We start from the raw sequence: 20057 nt of genomic DNA on the forward strand, positions 1-20057 counted from the left end.
CCGGCGCGCACGAGGCGCGCGAGGCCGGACGCACCATCGAGGGCGTGGTGGGCAGCGTGCACCGGGTCTCGGACATCGTGGCGCGCATCACCACGGCGGCCAACGAGCAGTCCCAGGGCATTGCCGAGATCAACGCGGCCGTGTCGCAGCTGGACACCGCCACGCAGCAGAACGCGGCGCTGGTGGAGGAGTCCGCCGCCGCCGCGGCCAGCCTCAACGACCAGGCCCAGGCGCTGGCGCGCTCGGTGCAGCGCTTCAGGGTGGCCTGAGCGCCGCGGCACCCGGCGTGCCGCGCACCCCCCGCGCATCCCCGCGCGAACCGGGCAGGCGCGCCGCCGGCACCGGGAACCGGCGTTGCTGAGGAGCGCCAAAGCACTGCCGCGGGCGCGGCCGGGCGCGCCGGCGAGCGGCGGCCCCGAGGCTGCGCAGGGCGGTGCCGGGAGAGCGGTTCATGAGCACGCATCGAAGGCAGCTTTGGGTGGTCGCGGCGGCGGTGATGGCGCTGGCCGGCGCGGCGCAGGCGCAGACGCAGTCCTCCGGCGGCATGGTCGGCGGCGGCAATCCGGGGCCCGGTTTCATGGGCGCGGGCTCGGGCTCGTCCGGCACGGTCGATGGCGGCGTGCAGGGCGGACCGCGCGACACCAGCCCGGGCGAATCGCGCAAGCGCGTCACGCGCGCGGAAGCGCGTGCCAGCGCCGGCCACCTCACCGGCCCGCGCGCGGAAGCCGGCGTGCCGGAGGTGGCGGGCATGGGCGTGGACGGCGCGCCGCAGCCGGCCGCGGGCGCCGCGCCGGCACGCGCCCCGCAACCCACGCCGGCCACGCCGCAGCGCTGAGCCGGCGCCGCGCCGCCGGCCCGCTCGTTCAATCGATCAGCGCCTCCAGCGTGTCGAGGTGGCGCACGCGCTCGTGCAGCGGCGCGGGCAGCGGCTGCGCCGAGCGCAGCACGTGCACCTGCATGCCCGCGGCCAGGCCGGCGCGCACGCCCGACTCGCTGTCCTCGACCACGGCGCAGCGCCCGGGCGCCACGCCCAGCGCGCGCGCCGCGTGCAGGAACAGCGCCGGGTCGGGCTTGAAGGCGCCGACGTCGTAGGCGCTGAAGATGCGGTCCGGGCGCAGCAGCGGCAGCAGCCCGGTGAGGGCAAGCGTCAGCTCGGTCTTGGCGCGCGGCCCGTTGGTGGCGACGCAGCAGGGCAGGCGCAGCCGCCGCAGCAGCGCCTGCGCGCCGGGCATGGGCTGCAGCCGCTCCTGGAACACCTCGGCCATGCGCGCGCGCACGGTGGCCTCGAAGTCCGCGGGCAGCGGCCGGCCCCAGCGCCGGGCGATGAGCGACAGCGTCAGCGCCATGCTCTGGCCCTTCATGGCGTGCAGGTCCTCCAGCAGCGCGGGCGCGACGCCCAGCGCCAGGGCCTGCTCCCGCACCGTGGCGGCCAGGATCGGCTCGCTGTCCACCAGCGTGCCGTCGCAGTCGAAGATGACGGCGTCAAAGGAAATGGGCGTCATGCGCGAAGAGCCTCCTTGCCGCTGCATGGTGGCGCAGTTCATCGCCATGCCGCCGTCAGGGCTGTTGGCCGGCGGCGGCGCGCGTGCCGTTCTCATCGGAGGCCGCCCGCCAAAGGCTCACGGGCTGAGTCGGTGAGCCCGGACCGGGCCCCGCCGGCTTGACGTGCCTCAAGCCGGCGGGAGCGCTCCGCATCTAACCTGCAAGGCGAAAGGACACCCCATGTACAAGCACCTCTTCGTTCCTGTCGACGGCTCCGAGCTGTCCCACCGCGCGATGGACAGCAGCATCGAGCTGGCCAGGCAGCTGGGCGCGCGCATCACCGGTTTCGTGGTCGAGCCCGAGATCAGCCTGTCGATGGTGAGCTCCAACGCCGCGGCGTTTGCCGAGCGCGTGCGCAGCCACGAGCAGCAGAACGAGGCCCATGCCAAGGCGCTGCTGCGCCAGTTCGAGGAGCGCGCCGTCGCCGCGGGCGTGGCCTTCGCCGGCCGCTTCGTCGAGTCTTCCTCCGTGGACGACGCCATCACCGGCGAGGCCGAGAAGGCCGGCTGCGACATGATCGTCATGGTCACCCACGGCCGCGGCCCGCTGGGCGAGTTCCTGTTCGGCTCGCACACCAAGCACATCATCGCCAGCAGCAAGCTGCCGGTGCTCGTGCTGCACTGAGCCCGGCTCGCGGGCGCGTTGCGCCCGCGACGTTCGTCCGGGCACTCAGCCCGGAATCCCCGCCTCCACCAGCGCCCGCGCCGCCTCGAACTCCAGGCTTTCCATCGCCTCGCGCAGCCGCTGCCAGGCATCCCCGCCCAGCGCGGCGTGCAGCTGCGGCGCGAGCTGCTCGAAGGCCCGCTCCGCGTCCAGGCTCTGGGCCGAGAGCATGCGCAGGAAGTCCTGCAGCCGGGTGCGGTCCAGCGCCGCCGGTGCGTCGGCAACCAGGGTCCCGTCGGCGCCCGCCGCGGCCTCGACGGCGTTCGCCAGCTCGGCCGCGCACGCGGTGCGCGTGTCGCGCAGGGTACGGGCCAGCTCGCTGCCCAGGGCCTGCAGCTCGGCGGTGCTGAGGCGGTGCTCGCGCAACCCCGTCTCCAGCGCGCGCGCCACCGCCTCCAGCCGCACCATGCCCAGCATGGCTGCGCTGCCGCGCAGGCGGTGCATGCGCGCGGCGAAGGCGGCGGCATCGTCCTGGCGCTGCTGCTCGGCCGTGCCGCCATCCTCCAGGTCGGCGAACTCGCGCAGCAGCCGTCCCACCAGCGAGCGGAACAGCTGCCGGTCGCGGCCCAGGCGCTGCGCCACCGCCGGCATGTCGATGCCCTCGATCTCGGGCCAGTCGCCGGCCGCCGGCGCGCTGCAGGGCACGACCGGCTGCGCCTCGTAGGGCAGGGGCTGGCCCTGCGCCTGCTCGACGTGCCAGCGCACCGTGCCCACCAGCGCCTGCGGCTCCAGCGGCTTGGCCAGGAAGTCGTCCATGCCCGCGGCGCGCGCCCCGGCGCGCTCGCTCGCCAGCGCGCCGGCGCTCAGGCCCAGCACCGGCAGCCGCACCAGGCCCAGCTCGGCGCGCAGCCGGCGCGTGGCCTCCAGGCCGTCCATCACCGGCATCTGCACGTCCATCAGCACCACGTCGCAGCGCTCGTGGTGCGCGCGCAACCACTGCAGCGCCTGCAGCCCGTCGCCGCAGGTGCTCACCACCGCGCCGTGCAGCTCCAGCACGCGGCGCGCGACCTCCAGGTTGATGCCGCTGTCATCGACCACCAGCACGCGCACGCCCGGCAGCGCGCGGCTGCCCTGGGGCACCGGCGCGCGGTTGGCCGGCTGCGCCTGCGCGCCGCGCCAGTGCGCGGCCAGGGCGGCCTCCACGGCGCCGGCCAGGCGCTCGGCGCCGGCCAGGCGCTCGGCGCCGGCCGCGCCCTCCAGCGGACCCTGCAGCAGCCCGTGCGGGCGCAGCGCCGTGTCGGCGCCCGTACCCACGCCCGCATCCGCGCCGGCGCCGCCTTCGCACACCAGCAGCACCACGGGACTGCCCTGCAGCGCGTGCAGCGCCAGCGTGTCGGCCAGCAGCGCCGGCGCGGCGGCGTCGAGCAGCAGCACGTCGGGCAGCGCCGGCGCCGCGCCGCGGCAGGCCTGCAGCCGCGCGGCGGCGTCAGGCGTGTCCAGCGCCTGCGTGTCCCAGCCCCGGGCGCGGCACAGCGCCGCCAGCGCCTCGCGCCGCGCGGGCTCGCCGGCGGCCACCAGCACGCGCGGCACCTGGCCGTCCTGGCCCGGGCGCGCCTGCAGGCCCAGCGGCAGCGTCACCATGAAGCGGCTGCCTTGGCCGGGCTCGCTCTCGGCCCACGCGCGCCCGCCCATGAGCGCGGCGAGCCGGTGCACGATCGACAGCCCCAGCCCCGTGCCGCCGAAGCGCCGCGTGATGCCGGCGTCGGCCTGCGTGAAGGGCGTGAACAGGCGCCGCAGCGCCTCGGCCGGGATGCCGATGCCGGTGTCGCGCACCTCGAAATGCAGCTGCACGCGGCCCTCGCGCGGCGCCTCGGCGTGCAGCGCCAGCGCCACCTCGCCGGCCTCGGTGAACTTCAGCGCGTTGGACAGCAGGTTGACCAGGATCTGGCGCAGCCGCGTGTCGTCGCCCACCAGCCGTCCCAGCCCGGGCGGCGCCGCGGCCACCGTCAGCGCCAACCCCTTGGCCTGGGCCTGCGCGCCGAAGACGGCGCGCAGGTCGCCCAGCAGCGCGTCCAGCTCGAAGGGCCGGGACTCCAGCTCCACCTGCCGCGCCTCGATCTTGGCCAGGTCCAGCACGTCGTTGAGCACGGCCAGCAGCGAGCGGCCGGCGGCCTGGATCTTGGCCACCGAGTCCTTCTGTCCCGCGTCCAGCGCCGACTGCTCCAGCAGGTACGACAGCCCGATGACGGCGTTGAGCGGGGTGCGGATCTCGTGGCTCATGTTGGCCAGGAACTCGCTCTTGGCGGCGTTGGCCGACTCGGCCGCCTGCTTGGCCTCGCGCAGCGCCGTGGCCACGGCGTGGCGCTCGCTGATGTCCTGGAAGGTGCCCAGCAGCCGCACCGGCGGGCCCTGCGGGTCGGCCGGGTCGTATTCGGCCTGGCCGGCGGTGCGCACCCACAGCGAGCGGCCGTCCAGCGTGGTGTAGGGCACCTCCAGGTCGTAGGGTTCGCCGCGCTCGATGGCGCCCTGCACCGCGGCGCGCACCTGCTCGCGCGCGGCGCCGGGGTAGCGCTCCAGCGCCGACTCCACCGACTGCACGGTGTCCGGCCCGGTGCCCACGATGCGGCACATCTCGGCCGTCCACTCGGCCTTCCCGGTTCGCAGATCCAGCTGCCAGCCGCCCACGCCGGAGACCCGGCCCACGCGCTCCAGGAAGGCCTTGCTCGCGGCGAGCTCCTGCTGCGCCAGCCTGTCGCGCGTGACGTCCTGGTGGATGCCGTGCACCCACTCCGGCGTGCCGTCGGCGCCGCGGCTGATGAGGCGCGCGGTGGCGTGCACCCAGACCCAGCGGCCGTCGCGGTGCCGCATGCGCAGCTCGTTGTCGTAGAGCGCCGTCTCGCCGCGGAAATGCTCGTTGAACAGCCGGAAGGCCTCGGCCACGTCCTGCGTGTGCGTCAGCGCGGCCCAGGTCTGGACCGTGCCCGGCTGCAGCTCCTGCACGCTGCGCCCCACGATGGCGGCCCAGCGCTCGTCGATGCGCAGCTCGCCGGTGCGCACGTTCCACTCCCAGGTGCCGACGTGGGTGTCGTGCAGCAGGTCCTGCAACCGCTGGCGCTCGCGGCCGAGGCTGCGGCGCCCCTCGACCAGCTCGGTGATGTCGTGCGCCAGGGTGTAGAGGCCGCGCACCTGGCCATCGACGAGGTCGGGGATGTGGTGCACGAGCGCGTGGCGCTCGCCCGTGCCGCCGGGGCGGCGGAAGGTGTGCTCGAAGGCCTGCGCCTGCCCGGCCAGCGCCGCCTCCAGCCGCGGCCGCAGCGCTTCGTGGGCGTCGGCGCCGAAGACGGCGCTGAAATGCCAGCCCGGCACCGTCACCGGGTCGAGGCCGAACCAGTCGCGCCAGGCCTCGTTGGCGAAGCGGTTGAGCAGCTCGCGGTCCCAGTAGCCGACGGCCGTGGGCAGCGCGTTGACGATGTTGCGCAGGTCGTGCCGCGCCTTCTGCAGCTCGGCCGTGCGCTCGGCCACGCGCTCTTCCAGGCCGGCGTTGAGCTCGCGCAGCGCATCGGCCTGGCGGCGCTCGCGCGCGCGCAGCGCATCGAGCGACTCGGCCAGGTCGTGCGCCTCGCGGAAGGCCCGGCCGCGCAGCCGCAGCGACGGCGGCTGGGCCAGCGCCAGCCACTGCATGATCTGCAGCAGCGGGTAGGCCAGGCGCTGCCCCAGGCCGGGGGCGGCCAGGCCGATGCCCAGCACCACCAGCAGCGTGGCCAGCGCCAGTTGCGTGCGCAGCCGGGCGTAGTCGGCCAGCGCCAGCGCCACGGGCTGGCGCACCAGGACCACCCAGCCCAGGCCGGGATAGCGCCCGTGGCCCTGCGTGGCCACCACCGCGTCGAGATGCCGGCCGCTGCTGAACCAGCCCGGGTCGGCCGCGGCGGCCGCGCGCAGCGCGGGCAGGTCCATGCGGGTGCCCGCCGAGCCTTCGGGGCCCAGCAGCACCTCGCCGTCGGCGCGCAGGATGAAGAACTCGATGCCGCTGCGCGCCAGCTCGGGCACCAGCAGCGCCTCGCTGAGCCCGCGCGCCCATTCCCAGTCCAGGTGGATGCTGAGCACGCCGCGCGGCTGTCCGTCCACGTGCAGCGGCGCGGCCAGGTCCACGAAGTTCCAGGGCGCCGCGCGCGCCGGCAGCTTGCCGGCCAGCAGCACGGCGGGATGCACGTCGCCGACATAGGGCCCCTGCAGGCCGCCGCGGAACCAGGGCCGCGCCGACGCGTCCTGGCCTTCGAGCAGGGCGCCGGTGGCCGCGACGATGCGGCCGCTGGTGTCGGCCACGCCCAGCCAGGTGTTGGTTGGCGACTTGTCCTTGAGCAGCTGCAGCGTGTCGCGCACGGCCTCGACCCGCTCCAGCGACTGCAGCGGCCGCGACGCGGCCAGCGCCAGCGCCTCGTCGAAGCGCTCGGCCATGCCGCGGTCGAGCTGGTCGCGCAGCTGCCAGCCCATCTGCGCCAGCGCGGTGCGCGAGCGCGTGATCTCGTGGTGGCGCGCGAAGCGCTCGATGACCAGGCCCAGCACCAGCGCGGTGGCCAGCACGGTGCCGATGAGCAGCGTCGCGGCCCAGGTGGACAGCGGCCTGGCGTGCAGGGCGGGCGAGGGCGGCGGCGGGGTGATGTGCATGGGGGCCGTATCAGGGCATCGCGCCGGTGCGGCCCGATGCCCGGCCATCGGCCGCGCGGGCGGCGCGTGAAGGGACGCGGCGTCGCGCGCGCCAACTATTGCCGCATTGGTGTGCCTGTTGGGTGTCAGGTCGCGGCCGGCACGCTGCGCAGCGGCAGCGACAGCGTGAAGCGGCAGCCCTGCCCCGGCGCGGACTGCAGCGTGAGCGTGCCGCCCATGAGCTCGGCCAGGCCGCGCGACAGCGCCAGCCCCAGGCCCGTGCCGCCGTGCTCGTAGGACACGCGCCCGTTGGCCTGGCGGAACTTCTCGAACACCGTCTCGTGCAGCTCGGCCGGGATGCCCGGGCCCGTGTCCACGACGTGGAAGCACACCATGTCGCCCGCGCGAGCGGCCTCGATGCGCACGCCGCCCTGCGCGGTGAACTTCAGCGCGTTGGACAGCAGGTTGTTGAGCACCTGCTTCAGCCGCAGGTCGTCGCACACCAGCTGCGGCGGCAGCTCGGCGGCGACGTCGAGCTCCAGCGCCAGGCCCTTGGCGCGCGCCGTGAGCTCGAAGAAGTCCAGCGTGCCCTGCAGCACCGGGCGCAGCGCCACGGGCGCGAGGTTCACGGGCATGGCGCCGGCCTCGACCTTGGCCAGGTCCAGGATCTGCGTGAGCAGCTCGTTGAGGTGCTCGGCGCCCTTGCGGATGAGGCCGGCGCTTTCCCGGAAGCGCGGGTGCTCCAGGCGGTGCTCCATGAGCTCGGCGTAGCCGCGGATGCTGGTCAGCGGCGTGCGCAGCTCGTGGGAGATGGCGGCCAGGAACTCGCTCTTGGCCTGGTTGGCGGCCTGGGCCTGGGCCTCGCTCAGGCGCAGCGCCTCGTTCTTGCGCTCCAGGCGGCGCACGCCCGACAGGAAGATGAACGCCGCCGCCAGGATCGCCACGGTCAGCAGCGCGGTCAGGCCCAGCATCATGCCGCGCGTGACGCGCCAGGGCAGCAGCGCCTCGGCGGTGGCGGTGGCCACGAGCACGTACAGCGAGGACTCGCCCACGCGGCGGAAGGCCACGATGCGCTCGACCTGGTCGATGCTGCTGGTGGTGATGTAGTCGCCCGCGCTGGCGCCGCTGTTGAGGTAGCGGCCCTGCAGCGTGGCCGCGCCGATGGTGCTGCCCAGGCCGTGGCTGCCGCCGCCGAGCACGCGCGCGCGCACCACCCGGTCCGTGCCCACCAGCGTCACCGCACCCTGCGCGCCCAGCGCCACGCCGCGGTAGACCTCCTCGAAATAGCCCGGGTCGAGCGAGGCCACCACCACGCCCAGCACGCGGCCGTCGGCGGCATCGATGCGACGCGTGAGCTGGATGGTCCAGCGCCCGGAAACCTTGCCCAGCACCGGCTTGCCGATGAACAGGCCGCCGGCGTCGAGCGCCGCGTCGGACGCCAGCCCGGGCTGCAGGTGCACGCGCACGTGCTCGCGCCCGTTCAGGTCCATGGGGCCGGTCTTGCTGCCGTCGGGGTCGATGTTGGAGCCGACGAAGCGGCCGTCGGCGCCCACCAGCGACAGCTGCACCAGGATCTTGGGCGCCAGGCCGGTCTCGTTGGCGAGCTGCGGCAGCTGCGCGGTGGTGAAGTCGCCGCTGCGCACGGCGTCGCGCAGCCGCAGCGTGGCCTGGTCCACGGTGGCGATGACGCGCACCGTCTGCTCCTGCAGCGCGCGCGCCAGGTTGGCGTTCTGGCGCACCTCGGCCTGCACGGCGTCGTCCCACTTGGTCTTGAGCAGCAGCGCCACGCTGCCCCAGGCCACCAGCAGCGCCAGCGCGGTGCTCAGCGCCACCAGGCGGCTCAGCGACCAGCGCGACTCGCGCGGCGCCGTGAAGTGGTGCCAGGCCCGGCTGGTTGAGGACTCGACGATGGCGGTGGACGCGGACATGGGCGTGGCAACGGGCCCGGCAGGGCGGTGAAGCTGGAAAACGGGACACCGTCTCATCGGCCCGCGGCGCCGGCGCCTTGAGCCCGGACTGTCACCGGAGTGTGAACAGCGCACGCCGCGGCGGCGGCCGTGCCGGCGCGCGGGCCGCACAAGCGGTACTTTGTCATTGCGCCGCGGGGATGCCTCATCAATGCGGGCGCCGCGCAGCCGAAGAGCACGGGATTCGTTCAACCGCAGGGCCGTCCATGAAGGGCATCGTTTTCACCGAGTTCATCGACCTGGTCGAGGAGCATTTCGACCCCGACGTCGCCGATCGCATGATCACGGCGGCCGAGCTGCCCGGCGGCGGCGCCTACACCTCCGTGGGCACGTACCCGCACGCCGAGCTGGTGCGCATGGTGGTGGCGCTGGGCCAGATCACCGGCGTGCCGCTGGGGGACCTCATCGCGCTCTTCGGCGGCCACCTGGCCAAGCGCTTCAAGCAGCTGTTCCCGGCCTTCTTCGCCGAGCAGCCCGACCTGTTCAGCTTCCTCGCGAGCATCGACTCGCACATCCACATCGAGGTGCGCAAGCTCTATCCCGACGCGGAGCTGCCGAGCTTCCCGGTGGAGTCGCGCGACGCGCAGCGCATGACGCTGCTGTACCGCTCGCAGCGCTGCTTCGAGGACCTGGCCGAGGGCCTGATCCTGGGCTGCGCGCGCCAGTACGGCGAAAGCGTGCGGCTGCGGCGCGAGACGCTCGACGGGCAGGGCACCCGCTTCGTGATCGAGCGCGATGCAGCAGCGCATTGAGCTGCTGGAGCGGCGCCTGGCGCGCGAGCGCGCCGCCCGGCACGAGGCCGAGGCGCTGCTCGAAGGCAAGGCGCGCGCGCTGTGGGAGAAGAACCGCGAGCTGCAGGCGCAGGCCGAGTCGCAGGAGGCGCTGATTGCCAGCCGCACCGAGGAGCTGCGCCGCGCGCGCGACGAGGCCGTGGCCGCCAGCAGTGCCAAGAGCGCGTTCCTGGCCAACATGAGCCACGAGATCCGCACGCCGCTGACCTCCATCATCGGCTTCGGCGAGCTGCTGCTCGAAGGCCGCTCGGAGCTGGTCGATCCGCAGGAGGCGCTGCAGACCATCGTGCACCAGGGCCGTCACCTGCTGGAGATCATCAACGACATCCTCGACCTCTCCAAGATCGAGACCGAGAGCGTGGAGCTGGAGGAGATCGAGGTTTCGCTGCCCGCGCTGCTGCGCGAGGTGCAGGCGCTGGCCGGGCTGCGCGCGCGCGAGAAGGAGCTGCTGTTCGAGGTCAAGGCGCTGACGCCGGTGCCGGCGCGGCTGCGCGCGGACCCGGTGCGCATCAAGCAGATCCTGCTGAACTTCTGCAGCAACGCCGTGCGCTTCACCGAGCAGGGCGCGGTGCGGGTGCTGGTCAGCCACGACGCCGCGGCGGCGCAGCTGCGCATCAGCGTGAACGACACCGGCATCGGCATGACGCCGGAGCAGTGCGCGCGGCTGTTCCGCCCCTTCACGCAGGCCGACGCCTCGACCACGCGGCGCTTCGGCGGCACGGGGCTGGGGCTGCACATCAGCCGCGAGCTGGCGCTGCTCATGCAGGGCCGCATCGAGCTCAGCAGCGAGCCGGGCCAGGGCAGCAGCTTCACGCTGGTGCTGCCGGTGCGCGACGCGGGGCCGCTGCTGGCGCCCGCGGCGTTCGCGCTGCTCGACAGCAGCGGGCGCGGCGCGGCGCCCGTGCGCATCGAGGTGCCGGCGCTGACCGGGCGGGTGCTGCTGGCCGAGGACGGCATCGACAACCAGCGGCTGCTGTCGCTGTTCCTGCGCCGTGCCGGGCTGGAGGTGGACATCGCGGACAACGGCCGCGCCGCCGTCGAGGCGGCCATGGCCACCGACTACGACCTGGTGCTCATGGACGTGCAGATGCCCGAGATGGACGGCATGGCCGCCACCGCGCTGCTGAAGACCGCGGGCTGCCCCACGCCGGTGGTGGCGCTCACGGCCAACGTGATGAAGCACGACGTGCAGCGCTACCTGGGCGTGGGCTGCGTGGACGTGCTGGCCAAGCCGGTGGAGCGCCAGCGCTTCTACGCCGTGGTGGCGCAGCACCTGCGCAAGCCGCCGGCGCGGCTGTCGGCCGACGACGAGATGGAGCTGGAGCTGCAGGCGCTGTTCGCCGAGTTCCGCCGCGAGCTGCCGCAGCGGCTGGCCGAGATCGAGGCCGCGCTGGCCGGCGGGGAAGGCCAGCGCGAGCTGCTGGTGCGCCTGGTGCACACGCTCAAGGGCTCGGCCGGCTCCTATGGCCACCCCGAGCTCACGCACATCTGCGCCGAGATCGAGGCCGCGCTGCGCACCGGCGACGACGCCGTGGCGCAGCTGTGCTGCGAGACGCTGCGCGCGACGGTGCAGGAGGCGTTGCGGCAGGAGGATTGAGCCGGCTTCGCCCGCGGCGGCCGCTCAGCCGCAGGCCGGCAGCCGGCCTTCGACGATGGCCCTGGCGGCCCGGAATTCCAGGCCATGCATGGCTTCGCGCAGCTGCTCGAACCCGCCGGCGCCCAGCGCGGCACGCAACTGCGGCGTGAACTTGTCGAACATCGCTTCCGCATCCAGGCTCTGGCGCGACAGCAGCGCGATGAAGGCGTCCACGTCGCTACGCTCCATTGGCGCCGCCGGCCCTGCGGCCTCGGGCTGCGGATCGGGCTCCAGCGCCGCGTACGCCAGGCGCAGCTCCTCGAGCGCAGCGACCAGGTCGACGCCCAGTACCTGCACTTCCGAGTCGGTCAGCGTGCCTGCATCCGCACTGCTCTCCAATGCCTGCGCCACGACTTCGAGGCTCTCGATGCCGAGCATCGCCGCACTGCCGCGCACCCGGTGCATGCGCGCAGCAAAGGCGGCCACACCCGCATCGAACTGGCGGCGCACACCGTCCTCGCTGGCGAGATCGGCCGTGTCACGCAGCAGCGTCGCGAGCAGCGACTTGAAGAACGGCAAGTCGTAGCCCATGCACTGCGCTGCAGCCGGGATGTTGATGCCGGCCACCTGCGGCCATGAATGCTCCGATTCAGCCCGCGGCGCTGGCTCGACGTGTCGAGGCTGCTTCACGGTCAGCGTGGCCGCCGGCTGTGCCTCGTAGGGCAGGGGCTTGCCCTGCGCGCGCTCCACGTGCCAGCGCACGCTCCTCACCAGCGCTTGCGGCTCCAGCGGCTTGGACAGGAAGTCGTCCATGCCCGCAGCGCGGGCGCGCTCGCGCTCGCTCACCAGCGCGCCGGCGGTCAGCGCCAGCACGGGCAGCTGCGCCAGGCCCAGGTCGGCGCGCAGCCGCCGCGTGGCTTCCAGTCCGTCCATCAAGGGCATCTGCACGTCCATCAGCACCACGTCGCAGGCGTCGCAGTGCTCGCGCAGCCACTGCAGCGCCTGCACGCCGTCGCCGGCCGAGCTGACCACGGCGCCCTGCAGCTCCAGGATGCGCGTGGCCACCTCGCGGTTGATGTGGCTGTCGTCCACCACCAGCACGCGCACGCCCGGCAGCGCGCGGCTGCCCGCGGGCAGCGGCGTGCGCGACAGCGCCGCGCGGTCGGCGCCGGCCCAATGGCGGGTCATGGCCTGCGTGACGGTGTCGAAGAGGCTGGACGTGCTCACGGGCCAGGCCAGGCGCCCATGCGGGCGCAACGCCGCATCCGTGGTGGTCACGGCTTCGGGTGCCTGCCCGGACAGCAGCACCACCGGCTTGCCGTTGATGGCATGCACCGCGAGCGCCTCGGCCACCAGGGCCTGCGCGTTGTCCGAGGGTGAGGCACCGGCGGGCGCATCCACCACCAGCACGTCGGCCAGCGTGTCGCGGCCCGGGCTGCCCTGCAGCTGCGCCGAAGCCTGGCCCGGAGACACGTTCGCGGCGCGCCAGCCCATGGCGCGGCACATCGCCAGCAGCGTCTCGCGGCGCTCGGGCTGCTGCGCGACGACGGCCACCTGCAGCCCGCTGTCCTCCTCGCCCGGGCGCGCGCCCAGGCCCAGCTCCACCGTGACGAAGAACTGGCTGCCCTGGCCCGGCTCGCTCACCACCGCCACGCTGCCGCCCATGAGCTCGGAGAGCTTCTTGACGATGGACAGGCCCAGTCCCGTGCCGCCGAAGCGCCGCGTGGTGGAAGTGTCGGCCTGCGTGAAGGGAGAGAACAGGCGCTTTTGCGCGTCCAGCGGGATGCCCACGCCCGTGTCCTGCACCGTGCAGTGCAGCCGCACGCGCCGCGAGCCTGCGCTTTCCGCGCGCAGCCGCAGCGCCACGACGCCGCTTTCGGTGAACTTGATCGCGTTGCCCAGCAGGTTCACCAGGATCTGGCGTAGCCGCGTGTCGTCGCCCACGAGCAGCTCCAGCGTCGGCGGCGCGGGCTCGATCTCCAGCGCGAGCCCCTTGGCCTGGGCCTGCTCGGCAAAGAGGTGGCGCAGGTCCTGCAACAGCGCGCGCGCATCGAACGTGCGCGACTCCAGCGCGATCTCGCGCGCCTCGATCTTGGCCAGGTCCAGCACATCGTCGATCACGGCCAGCAGCGTGCGGCTGGCCACCTGGATCTTGGCCACCGAGTCGCGCTGGCGCGCGTCGAGTGCCGACTGCTCCAGCAGGTAGGCCAGCCCGATGACGGCATTGAGCGGGGTGCGGATCTCGTGGCTCATGTTGGCCAGGAAGTCGCTCTTGGCGGCATTGGCCGCCTCGGCAGCGTGCCGGGCATCGACCAGCGCGGTGGCCGCGGCATGGCGCTCGGTCACGTCCTGCAGCGTGCCCACCAGCCGCACCGGAGCGGCATGCGGCTCGGTCGGGTCGTACTCGGGCTCGCCCACCGTGCGCACCCAGATGCTGCGCCCGTCCTCGGTCGTGTAGGGCACCTCCAGCTCGTAGGGGCGGCCCTGCTCGACGGCGGCGCGCACGGCGGCAGCCACCTGCTGCAGCGCCTGGCCGGGATAACGGGAGAGCCCTTGCTCGATGCCGAGCATGCGCCCAGGGGCCACACCCGTGATGCGGTGCATCTCGGCGCTCCACTGCACTTCGCCGCTGCGCAGGTCCACCTGCCAGCCGCCCACCCCGGAAACCCGGCTCACGCGCTCCAGGAAGGCCTTGCTCGCGGCCAGCGCCTGCTGGGCCTCCCGGGCCGGCGTCACGTCCTGGTGGATGCCGTGCATCCACTGCGGCTGGCTGTCCTCGCCCCGGGTGTTCACGCGGCCACTGGTGCGTACCCACACCCATTGGCCCTCGCGGTGGCGCATGCGAACCTCGCATTCGTAGTGGCCGACCTCGCCGCGGAAATGCCGCTGCAGCAGCTCGCCAGAGCGCTTGAGGTCTTCGGGGTGGACCAGTCGTTCCCAGGTTGCGAATGACACGGGCTGCAGCTCTTCGAGCCGGTGGCCGACGATCTCGGCCCAGCGCTCGTTGAAACGCGCTTCGCCCGTCTGCACGTTCCACTCCCAGGTGGCCACGCGGGTGTCACGCAGGATGTCGTCCAGCCGCTGGCGCTCCGCATCGAGCGCGCGGCGGCTCTCCACGATCTCCGTCACGTCGTGGACCAGGGAGTAGAAGCCGCGCACCTCGCCGTCCACCACGTCGGGCAGGTAGTACGTGACCGAGTGGCGCAAACCCTGTCCGTCGGGCCGGGGGAAGCTGCGCTCGAAGCGCTGCGGCTCGCCGCGCAGCGCGGCCTGCGCGTAGGGCAAGCTCTGCGCGTAGAGCGTCTCGCCCAGGACCTCGCGCAGGTGCGGTCGCTGCCGTGCATGGGGCTCAAGCCCCAGCCACTGGCGCACCGCGGCGTTGGCGAAGCGGTTGATGAGGCCTCGGTCCCAGTAGCTCACCAGCGAGGGCAGCGCATCGAGGATGTTGTGCAGGTCACGCTGCGTGCGCCGCAGCTCGGCCGTGCGCTCGGCCACGCGCTGCTCCTCGTGCTGCAGGGCGAGGCGCAGCTCCTCTTGCGCCTGCCGGCGGTCGTGGATGTCGTTGTAGGCGCCGATCCAGCGCAGCGCCTGGCCCTGGTCGCTCAGCAGCGGCACGGCATGCACCTCGAACCAGCGCCAGGCACCGTCATGGCGCCGCAGGCGATATTCGATGTAGTAAGCGGTGCACGATTCAACCGCGTGCTGCCATGCGGCCACGACCTCAGCGTGGTCATCTGGATGCACCGCCTCAAGCCACTGCGCCTGCGTCGGCACGGGATCGGCGCGCTGACCGGTGTAGTCCTGCCAGCGGCGGTTGACGAACTCGGGTGCGCCCTGGGCGTCGCAGCTCCAGACAATGCCCGGCAGCAGGTGCGTCATCTCCTGCCAGCGGCGCTCGCTACGCCGCAGCACCTCGATGGCCTGCTGCTGCGCCGTGACGTCGGCAACGCTGGCCACGACGAATCGCTGGCCGCCCAGCTGCAGCGGATTCAGGCTCAGCGCGACCGTGAACTCGCTGCCGTCGCGCCGGCGCGCACCCAGGCCCGGGCGGCTGACCAGGGAACGCAGCTGGCCGTCGTAGCCCTGGCGCCACCGGGCATGGTCGTGAGCATGGGCGGCACCGACGAGCCGGTCCACGCACAGCCCGTTCAGCTCGGCCAGCGGGTAGCCGAACAGCTCGGCCGCGGCCTGGTTGGCCCGCACGATGCTGCCCTGCTCGTCCACGACCAGCAGCGCTTGCGGTGAAGCATCGACGATGCCGGCGGCGAAGCGCTCGGCTTCGTGCTGCAGTTGCAGCCGGTGCTCTCGCGTGCGCAGCAGCGGGAACGCTGCGAAGGCCGTCAGCGTGCACAGCAAGGCCAGAGCGGCGCTCAATCGCGTGCCGCTCACGAGGACATCGGCCGCGGCCAGTCTGGGCAGTCCCTGCGCCTGCAGCTGCCAGGTACGGCCGTAAAGGGAGAGCTGCCGCGTCACATGGGGCACGCCGGTTCCTGGCTCGATGTCGCCTGCACCGCCAGCAGACGCGTAGAACCGGGTCGCGCTGGCCCTGTCCGTGAGCGTGTAGGTGAACTCGTCCTGTCCCAGGCCCTCGTCGCGCAGCGCGTTGGCGGCCACCACCGGCGCAATGATCCAGCCCGTTGCCTGCGCCTGCCGCTGCGCCGGCGTGTGCAGCGGCTCCGGGCCGCGGTACACCGGCATCAGCAGCATGAGGCTGCCTTTGAGTGCTTCGGGCACCTGCACCAGCGTCACCGGCGCCGTCATGCGCGGCTCGCCGCTGCGCATGGCTTCGAGAGCCGCTTCCCGGCGCTCGATATTGCCGGCGGCGTCCACCCCTTCAGTGCCCGCATTGGTAGCCCGCGGATACATGTACTGGACCACGAAGCGCTCGCCGTCATGGGGCGCGAGCGGGCGCAAGACGAAGCCGGGCGCACCGTCGGCGCGTGCGCGTTGGAGGAACCCGGCTTCCTGGTCTCGTGGCACCCGGCGGATGAAGCCCAGGCCCTGCACGCCCGGAAACTCCCTGGGCAGGTCCCTCACGCTGAGAGCGGCTTCGAACTGCTCGCGCGTGAGCCGCCCCGGATCGACCGCGAGAACGGTCCCGAGCGTGCCGCGCAGCACGCCCTCGTAGCGCAGGAAGCGCCGCTGAATGAACTCCACCTTGTCGTCCACCAACGCTTGCAGCCGCGCTTCGCGCACCGCCTCGTTGTGCAGCTCGACGCGCCAGCCCGCCAGCATGCTCAAGGCCAGCGCCAGCAGCCACAGCGCCAGTACCAGGCGCCGCGGTCCTGCGAGCAACTGCTTCAACCGGGACATCGTCAGCATGCGAGCGTGCCGGTCACCCAAGCGCTGTGCGGGCGCGGCACCACAAGCAGCTCGGCGCGATCCTGGCCCGGGGGCACGAGCCAGCATTGGGCGCGCCCCTGCGCCTTGGCGGCGTAGAGCGCGCCGTCGGCGCGCGCGAGCAACTGCCCGGCCATGTCCGGCGGTGCATGCACGCCGGGTGCGAGGCAGGCCACGCCGACGCTGGCCGTGACGTGGGGGCCGCAGGCGCTGCGGGCATGGGGCAGCGCCCGCAGTGCCAGCGCCTGCAGCAGCCGCTGCACGACGGCGGCGCAGCCGGCAGCGTCCGTGGCCGGCAGCAGCAGCGCGAACTCCTCGCCGCCCCAGCGCGCCACCAGGCCGCCGGGGCGCTGCATGCAGCCGCGCAGCACGGCGGCGATCTCGCGCAGGCACGCGTCGCCCGCCGGGTGGCCGTAGTGGTCGTTGTAGGCCTTGAAGTGGTCCACGTCCACCATCACCAGCGCCAGGGGCTGCCCGCCATGGGCGGCGCGCCGGCACTCCAGCGACAGCCGATCGTCGAACACATGGCGGTTGGCCAGGCCCGTGAGCTCGTCGGTGTGCGCCAGCCGCTCCAGCTCGGCCGTCATGCGGCGCATGCGCAACTGCGTGGCCACGCGCGCCTGCAGCACCAGCGGGTTCACCGGCTTGGCGATGAAGTCGCAGGCACCCAGCTCAAACACCATGGCCTCCGTGTCGCGGTCGCCCTGGCCCGTGATGAAGATCACGGGCATGCGGCTGAAGCGCGCGTCTGCCTTGAGCCGCTTGCACACCGCAAAGCCGCTCAAGTCGGGCAACTGGGCGTCGAGCAGCATCAGGTCCGGCGGATCAGCCAGCGCCTGCTCAATGGCGCTCGACCCCGACATCGCGAACTGCCGTCCGGGATAGTCGCCCAGGATGCGGCCCAGCGCCCGGATCATCACGGGGTCGTCATCGACGATGAGAATCTTGTCCAAGGCGAAGCGGTGGGGTGTAGGGTCGGTGCATGACGGGGAAGGAACAAGACAGGGCGCCACGGCGCGGGCAGCACCTGGCGTCTCGGTCAGGCTGCTCGCTTTCGCCACACGCAAGGCTTGACGGGCATTCCGATCCCGGGACTGGAACATGGCAGCTTTCGGCACGCTGACAAAGTGCGTTGAGGCTGCAGCCATCCATAACCGCCAATAATTGCCGCAGCCGTACGCTCAAACGTTACGGCACGGTGTCGTGCCTTCTCCGCATGCCAAGAAGTGCACAGGAAGCCGTTTCGCCAAGGCCGCGGATTCGGGCATGCTTGTCATGCAAGCCTTTTTCGCGCAGGCCCCTGTGCCATGCATCGGCTGGCCTACCACGGCAGCTGCCACGCCTTGAACCCCTTGCACGGGACGTCCTGCCCATGAATTGGAGTTTCGCGGACACGACCGCCCGCAACGCCGTGTCGGTTGCAAACGCACCGGGTGATCTCACGCGCAGCGAAGACTGGTGGCGCGGCACCTTTGAGCATGCGGCCGTGGGGATCGCCCACGTTGCGCTCGACGGGCGCTTCCTGGCCGTCAACGACCGCTTCTGCGCCATCGTGGGCCACGCGCGCGAATCGTTGCTGGCAGCGGGTTTCCAGCACATCACGCATCCGCAGGACCTGGCCGAGGACGAAGCCAACGTGGCGGCGCTGCTGGCGGGCCGTATTCCGCACTACGTGATGGAAAAGCGCTACCGGCGCCGCGACGGCGGCTCGGCGTGGGCCGAGCTGACCGTGGGACTGGTGCGCGACGAGCACAGGCAGCCGGCCTACTTCGTCTCCGTCGTCCAGGACATCGGCGCGCGCCGCGAGGCCGAGCAGGCGCTGCGCATTGCGGCCGTCACGTTCGAGTCCGGGGATGCGCTGGCAGTGGCCGATTCCGACTTGCGCCTGCTGCGCGTCAACGCGGGCCTGTGCGTGCTCACGGGCCATGCGGCTGAAGATCTGGTCGGGCAGCACCTCGCGGTGCTGCTGTCGGACGCTGAGGAACAGGCTGGCTGCGCGGCTGGCCTGGCGCAGGTGTTGCGCGCGGGCCGCTGGCAAGGCGAGGTGCAGGCACGGCGCCGCACGGGGGAGCGCTTTGCCGCGCAACTGAGCGCCAGCGCCGTGCTCGACGCGCAGGGTCGAGCCTCGCATCACGTCGTGGCGCTGGCCGACATCACGCAGCACAAGCAGGCTCAGGCGCTGCTGCTGCGCTCGCAGCTGGAGCTCACGCGGCTGACGCGGCGCCTCATGGCCCAGGAGCGAGTCACCACCGATCGGCTGGCGTACCTGCTCAACGAGGGGCTGGGCCAGACGCTCAGCGCCATGACGATGCACATCGACCTGCTCGACGCCCATTGCATGCCGGGCACCGCTTGTTCGGCTGTCGAGAAGCTGCAGCGCCATGCCTCTGCCCTCAGCCGCCAGGCGCGCCAGGCCATCGAGGAGCTGCGCGGTGCGCTGGCCGAGCTGCACCCGCCGCTGCTGCAGGAACAGGGCCTGGTGGCGGCGCTGCAGGCCCAGCTGGTGCGCCGGCGCCAGGAGTTCCCAGGCATCAGCCTGGAGCTGCTGGCCGATCCGGCGTTGCAGTCGCGGCGCTGGCCGCCGGACGTGGAATACGCCTTCTTCATGGTCGCGCGCGAGGCGCTGGACCAGGCCATCGACCACGGCCGGGCGCAGCATGTGCAATGCGTGGTGGGTGGGAGTCCGGACTGGCTGCGGCTGCAGCTGCGCGACGACGGCCAGGGCCGTCCTGACGACCTGCTGGCGCCCGGGCAGCTGGGCTTGGTGAGCATGCGCGAGCGCGCACTGGCCGTAGGTGCCCGACTTCAATGGAGCGATCGCGCCGCAGGCGGGATCCACATGCAACTGGAATGGGAGCTGGCGGGCGATGACCCGAATCTATCTGGTCGATGACCATGTCCTCGTGCGCGAGGGACTGCGCGCGCTGCTTGAAGCCGGCGGCCATGAGGTGGTGGGCGAGAGTGCCGACGCCGCGCAGGCGTTGGTGCAGATTCCGCAATGCAAGCCCGACGTGCTGGTGCTGGACATGACGCTGGGTGAGCATTCGGGGCTGGACTTGCTGCTCATGCTCAAGGAGCGCGGCCTTGCCCTGCCCACGCTGGTACTGACCATGTCCACGCAGCCGCGCATCGTCTCCGAAGCCATGCGGCTGGGCGCTCAGGGTTACGTGCTCAAGGGCTCTACCGGGCGTGAGCTGCTGCAGGCCGTGGATGCCGTGGTGCACGGCCAGCGCCACCTTGGGCCCGGCGTGGTGGACCTCGTGGCGCAGGCTCTGCAGGCACAAGGGTCGGCAGATCCGCTGGCCGCGCTGTCGCCACGCGAGATGCAGATTCTGCGCATGGTGGTGCGCGGGCTCACGAGCGCGACCATCGGCGAGCAGCTGCACCTGTCCCCGAAGACGGTGGACACCTACCGCAGCCGGCTCATGGCCAAGCTGGGCGTGGGCGACATGCCGGCGCTCATGCGCCTGGCCATGCGAACCGGGCTGGTGGACCCTGCCGAGGCCTGAGGGCCCCCCAGGGGGTCGGTCGAGATTTCCTGACAAAAGGAGCTTCAGGCTCCCTACAGCACAAGACACGCTTTCCTTGCAGACG

11 protein-coding genes and 1 pseudogene are annotated in these 20057 nt (G+C 72.8%); 7 read left to right on the plus strand and 5 right to left on the minus strand.

What is annotated here, in order from left to right; translation table 11 throughout:
- Nucleotides 1-269, plus strand: a pseudogene (locus tag FJ694_RS22085) (hypothetical protein); the annotation flags it as partial.
- A 182-nt stretch (nucleotides 270-451) separates the two neighbouring features.
- On the plus strand, nucleotides 452-835 hold the full coding sequence (locus FJ694_RS22090; RefSeq protein ID WP_157269487.1) for a hypothetical protein: 384 nt from the start codon (nucleotides 452-454) through the stop codon (nucleotides 833-835).
- 28 nt (nucleotides 836-863) lie between these two features.
- Here FJ694_RS22090 and FJ694_RS22095 read toward each other — a convergent pair whose 3' ends face one another.
- Nucleotides 864-1502, minus strand: a complete 639-nt coding sequence (locus FJ694_RS22095) for an HAD family hydrolase (protein ID WP_157269488.1) — start codon at nucleotides 1500-1502, stop codon at nucleotides 864-866.
- Between the two features lie 220 nt (nucleotides 1503-1722).
- On the opposite strand from FJ694_RS22095, the gene FJ694_RS22100 reads away from it, so the two are divergent.
- Nucleotides 1723-2166 carry a universal stress protein gene (locus tag FJ694_RS22100; protein ID WP_157269489.1) on the plus strand — a complete coding sequence of 148 codons (444 nt, stop codon included), beginning with the start codon at nucleotides 1723-1725 and terminating at the stop codon, nucleotides 2164-2166.
- Nucleotides 2167-2211: 45 nt separating this feature from the next.
- Here the strand turns inward: FJ694_RS22100 and FJ694_RS22105 are convergent, their stop codons facing one another.
- Nucleotides 2212-6810 carry an ATP-binding protein gene (locus FJ694_RS22105; protein ID WP_157269490.1) on the minus strand — a complete coding sequence of 1533 codons (4599 nt, stop codon included), beginning with the start codon at nucleotides 6808-6810 and terminating at the stop codon, nucleotides 2212-2214.
- Between the two features lie 125 nt (nucleotides 6811-6935).
- Nucleotides 6936-8717 carry a sensor histidine kinase gene (locus FJ694_RS22110; RefSeq protein WP_157269491.1) on the minus strand — a complete coding sequence of 594 codons (1782 nt, stop codon included), beginning with the start codon at nucleotides 8715-8717 and terminating at the stop codon, nucleotides 6936-6938.
- A 245-nt stretch (nucleotides 8718-8962) separates the two neighbouring features.
- Here FJ694_RS22110 and FJ694_RS22115 point away from each other — a divergent pair, with 245 nt between their 5' ends.
- Both FJ694_RS22115 and FJ694_RS22120 read left to right on the plus strand, forming a co-directional pair.
- Nucleotides 8963-9508, plus strand: coding sequence for a heme NO-binding domain-containing protein (locus FJ694_RS22115; RefSeq protein ID WP_157269492.1), 546 nt, complete (start codon nucleotides 8963-8965; stop codon nucleotides 9506-9508).
- Nucleotides 9492-11144 (plus strand): ATP-binding protein, encoded by a 1653-nt coding sequence (locus FJ694_RS22120; RefSeq protein WP_157269493.1) that lies wholly within the window; start codon nucleotides 9492-9494, stop codon nucleotides 11142-11144. Before FJ694_RS22115 ends, FJ694_RS22120 begins: the two co-directional genes overlap by 17 nt.
- A 24-nt stretch (nucleotides 11145-11168) precedes the next feature.
- On the opposite strand, the gene FJ694_RS22125 is transcribed toward FJ694_RS22120, so the two are convergent.
- Nucleotides 11169-16445: a PAS domain S-box protein gene (locus FJ694_RS22125; RefSeq protein WP_198320935.1), complete on the minus strand. Its 5277-nt coding sequence runs from the start codon at nucleotides 16443-16445 to the stop codon at nucleotides 11169-11171.
- Complete coding sequence (locus FJ694_RS22130) at nucleotides 16439-17416, minus strand: diguanylate cyclase domain-containing protein (protein WP_232540170.1); 978 nt, start codon at nucleotides 17414-17416, stop codon at nucleotides 16439-16441. The genes FJ694_RS22125 and FJ694_RS22130 overlap by 7 nt, the downstream gene beginning before the upstream one ends.
- 419 nt (nucleotides 17417-17835) lie before the next feature.
- On the opposite strand from FJ694_RS22130, the gene FJ694_RS22135 reads away from it, so the two are divergent.
- The gene (locus tag FJ694_RS22135; RefSeq protein WP_198320936.1) at nucleotides 17836-19356 is read left to right on the plus strand and encodes a PAS domain-containing sensor histidine kinase; all 1521 of its coding nucleotides are present in this window, start codon (nucleotides 17836-17838) and stop codon (nucleotides 19354-19356) included.
- Entirely contained in the window at nucleotides 19331-19972 is a 642-nt protein-coding gene (locus tag FJ694_RS22140; protein ID WP_157269497.1) for a response regulator, read from the plus strand. Before FJ694_RS22135 ends, FJ694_RS22140 begins: the two co-directional genes overlap by 26 nt.
- Nucleotides 19973-20057 lie beyond the last annotated feature (85 nt).

The sequence above is a fragment of the Azohydromonas aeria genome (assembly GCF_009760915.1).
GTDB classification, from domain to species: Bacteria; Pseudomonadota; Gammaproteobacteria; order Burkholderiales; family Burkholderiaceae_C; genus Azohydromonas; species Azohydromonas aeria.

Coding starts and splice junctions, on each gene's coding strand:
- FJ694_RS22120 (WP_157269493.1), top strand. CDS start 9,492: ATGCAGCAGCGCATTGAGCTGCTGGAGCGGCGCCTGGCGCGCGAGCGC.
- FJ694_RS22140 (WP_157269497.1), top strand. CDS start 19,331: ATGACCCGAATCTATCTGGTCGATGACCATGTCCTCGTGCGCGAGGGA.
- FJ694_RS22115 (WP_157269492.1), top strand. CDS start 8,963: ATGAAGGGCATCGTTTTCACCGAGTTCATCGACCTGGTCGAGGAGCAT.
- FJ694_RS22125 (WP_198320935.1), bottom strand. CDS start 16,445: ATGCTGACGATGTCCCGGTTGAAGCAGTTGCTCGCAGGACCGCGGCGC.
- FJ694_RS22110 (WP_157269491.1), bottom strand. CDS start 8,717: ATGTCCGCGTCCACCGCCATCGTCGAGTCCTCAACCAGCCGGGCCTGG.
- FJ694_RS22090 (WP_157269487.1), top strand. CDS start 452: ATGAGCACGCATCGAAGGCAGCTTTGGGTGGTCGCGGCGGCGGTGATG.
- FJ694_RS22095 (WP_157269488.1), bottom strand. CDS start 1,502: ATGACGCCCATTTCCTTTGACGCCGTCATCTTCGACTGCGACGGCACG.
- FJ694_RS22105 (WP_157269490.1), bottom strand. CDS start 6,810: ATGCACATCACCCCGCCGCCGCCCTCGCCCGCCCTGCACGCCAGGCCG.
- FJ694_RS22100 (WP_157269489.1), top strand. CDS start 1,723: ATGTACAAGCACCTCTTCGTTCCTGTCGACGGCTCCGAGCTGTCCCAC.
- FJ694_RS22135 (WP_198320936.1), top strand. CDS start 17,836: ATGAATTGGAGTTTCGCGGACACGACCGCCCGCAACGCCGTGTCGGTT.